This is a genomic window from Planktothrix sp. FACHB-1355 (assembly GCF_014748295.1).
Lineage (GTDB): Bacteria > Cyanobacteriota > Cyanobacteriia > Cyanobacteriales > Aerosakkonemataceae > Aerosakkonema > Aerosakkonema funiforme_A.
Genome location: NZ_JACJUP010000907.1, coordinates 1 through 2,968, shown reverse-complemented (window position 1 = coordinate 2,968; position 2,968 = coordinate 1). Strand labels below are relative to the sequence as shown.

Sequence of the window (2,968 nt, the reverse complement as noted above, 5' to 3'; positions counted from 1 at the left end):
AGTCGAGTAACAGGTAACTCAATTTCTAACATTGATGGTGTACTTCGAGCCAACGGAAAGGCTAATTTATTTTTGCTCAATCCAAATGGAATTATTTTTGGCCCTAATGCAAGGCTGAATATAGGCGGATCGTTTTTAGCCAGTACAGCCCAAAGTGTTATTTTTGCAGATGGTAGAGCTTTTTACACCAAACCATCAGCAGATACTGCACCTTTGTTAAGCGTCAGCGTACCCGTTGGTTTGCAACTCAACCATCAGCCAAACACAGGACTGATTAGGGTGCTAGGGTCGGGAATCAGACCGCCTTCACAAGAACAATTAGATACTCCCGAAGAGGTGATCGACTACCAGCAAAGAATTTTAAATACCGACCTCGCTTTCGGAGTGCAGCCAGGAAGAACTTTAGCGCTTTTGGGTGGTGAAGTGAGGAGTGAAGGAGGCTTAATAAGAGCATCCCAAGGACAGGTTTTCATCGGTGCGATCGACAATGGAGAAATCAGAACACCGCAAAATCAATCCATTTTAGATTCCTTCTCGATCGCCAATCCTTCATCCATAATGGGAAATGTGGAATTTTCTCAAAGTTCTGGCTTATCGACCAGCGGTTCTGGTGGCGGTAATATCCAAATCATCGGCGACAAAGTTGAGCTTAGGGATAGCTCAATTATTATTGCCGATACCCTAGAAAATCAAAAAGCTGGAACTCTTTCTATCCAAGCTTCTCAGTTAATTATCAAAGATGGTTCGGTAGTATCAACCAGTACTTATAGCTTCGGTTCGGGAGGAATTATTAACGTTCGTGCCAAGGAAAAATTAGAAGTTTCAGGTATAAATGCCGAAGGAAATAACAGTATATTGAGGGCAGCGACTTCTGCGGATGGGAATGCTGGCAATTTGATAATTGATACTGGTTCTTTGATTATCCGAGATGGGGGATTTGTTGTAGTTTCTACAGATGGTGCAGGAAAAGGCGGAAACTTAACTGTCAACGCAAGAGATTCGGTAGAGATGACTAATGCTGACAATATTAATCACATTACCTTATTGGGGGGTGCGTCTAGCGAGTCTGGAGATGCAGCAAATGTGACAATATCAACAGGTAGATTAATTCTGCGAGATAATTCCTACATCGGAGTGGGAACTTCTGGTGCAGGAAAAGGAGGAAACCTCACCATTCGTGCGGACTCTGTAGAACTAACAGGCAATCCAGAAAAATTGAAACCTGCTGGTTTGGTAGCTGCTACTCTCGGAACTGGAAATGCTGGAAATATAACGATCGCTAGCGATATTTTAACGATCGGAAATGGCGGATTTATAAACGTCAGCAGTTTACCAATTATAGAATTGATCAATCAGGTTAAAGCTGGCAATATTAAGATCGAAGATATCCAAAACTCCTACATTGGGGTAGGAACTTACGGTGCGGGAGGAGAAGGAAACCTCACAATAAGCGCGGAGTCGCTAAAACTAACAGAGAATCTAGCACAAATGATACCGACTGGTTTAGTAGCTGCTACTCTCGCAAGTGGATATGTGGGAAATATACAACTACCCACTGATATTTTAAGTATCGGAAATACAGGATTTATAAACGCGAGCAGTTTTCCCAACCTACAAGCGATCGCTCAGGGAAAAGCTGGCAATATTAATATCCAAGCTAGCGATATCCATCTGATTGGTGATAGCGGTATGAGTGCGATATCTCTTGGTAGGGAAGGCGGCAATGTTTCTCTCAGCGCACGTTCTATCCAGATGCGGAATAATAGCAATATATCCGCCTATGCGGTAGTTCCCATTGAAAATACAGGTACTAACATTAATATTGTCGCTGATACTTTAGCTGCATTGGAAAGTAGCAAAATTATTGCTAATAATTTTGCTGGCCCTGGTGCTAATATCAGCCTGATAACTCAAGGAGTTTTTCTATCTCCAGATAGCCGAATTTTTGCTAGCGGTTCGACGAATATCCAAGGGGTAAATACGATTACCCCTCCTGATATTCCGCCAGTAAAAGTTACCAATACTGAAGCGCAGATTAAGCAAAGCTGTTCTGCTGATAGGCGATCGAGTACATTCACCGTTATTGGCAGAGGCGGTTTGCCACCCAGTCCTATGGAATCTCTAAACAGCGATGCAATTTGGGTAGATTTACGAAATGTAGGGAGTAACAATAGTTCTTCAGCCATTACCTACTACCCGCTACCTACTACCCAAATTGTCGAAGCACAAGGATGGGTTATTTCTCCAAATGGCAAAGCTATCCTTACTGCTGAAGTACCCAATGTTAGCCCCCATTCTGCTTTTCTGGATTATCCGAATTGCCAATAAAATTTATCTGCATTCATCTGTATTGATTGGCAGTTATCTGTGATTAAAAGTATTGATAAGGTGGTTATGGCATCGGGTGGTGATATAGTAAGAGTATCCAGGTTTTAAATTACGGCATTTTATAAGCATTTGGAATCTTAAACAATGATTACTGCCACTCCAGTTATCTTAAACTTAAAAAACGTTAGCTTAAGCGACGAGCAATTTTACCAACTCTGCCAAGACAATCAAAATTGGCAACTCGAACGAACAGCTAAAGGAGAATTAGTAATTATGCCTCCCGTCGGTGGAGTTAGTGGAAACCGAGAAGCAGATTTAAACGGCCCACTTTGGTTGTGGAATCGTCAAACTCAACTGGGAAGAGTCTTTAGTTCTTCTACTATATTTAGTTTACCGAATGGGGGAGACCGTTCTCCCGATGTCGCGTGGGTCGCTAACGAACGCTGGGAATCTCTAACCCCCGAAGAACAAGAGAAATTTCCCCCATTATGTCCTGATTTTGCGATCGAGTTGCGTTCTCGTACCGACTCGCTCACCCAACTGCAAGAAAAAATGCAGGAATATCTCGAAAGTGGTTTGCGGTTAGGTTGGTTGATTAATCCCCAAGCACAACAGGTAGAAATATATCGTCCGAATCAAA

2 protein-coding genes are annotated in these 2,968 nt (G+C 42.5%); both read left to right on the top strand.

Annotation, left to right across the window (positions count from 1 at the left end):
- Window positions 1-2,328, top strand: a 2,328-nt coding sequence (locus tag H6S82_RS26785; protein WP_191056998.1) for a filamentous hemagglutinin N-terminal domain-containing protein, incomplete at its 5' end; no start/stop codon positions are given.
- A 144-nt stretch (window positions 2,329-2,472) separates the two neighbouring features.
- The coding region (locus H6S82_RS26780) for a Uma2 family endonuclease (protein WP_191056997.1) at window positions 2,473-2,968 on the top strand (496 nt) is incomplete at its 3' end.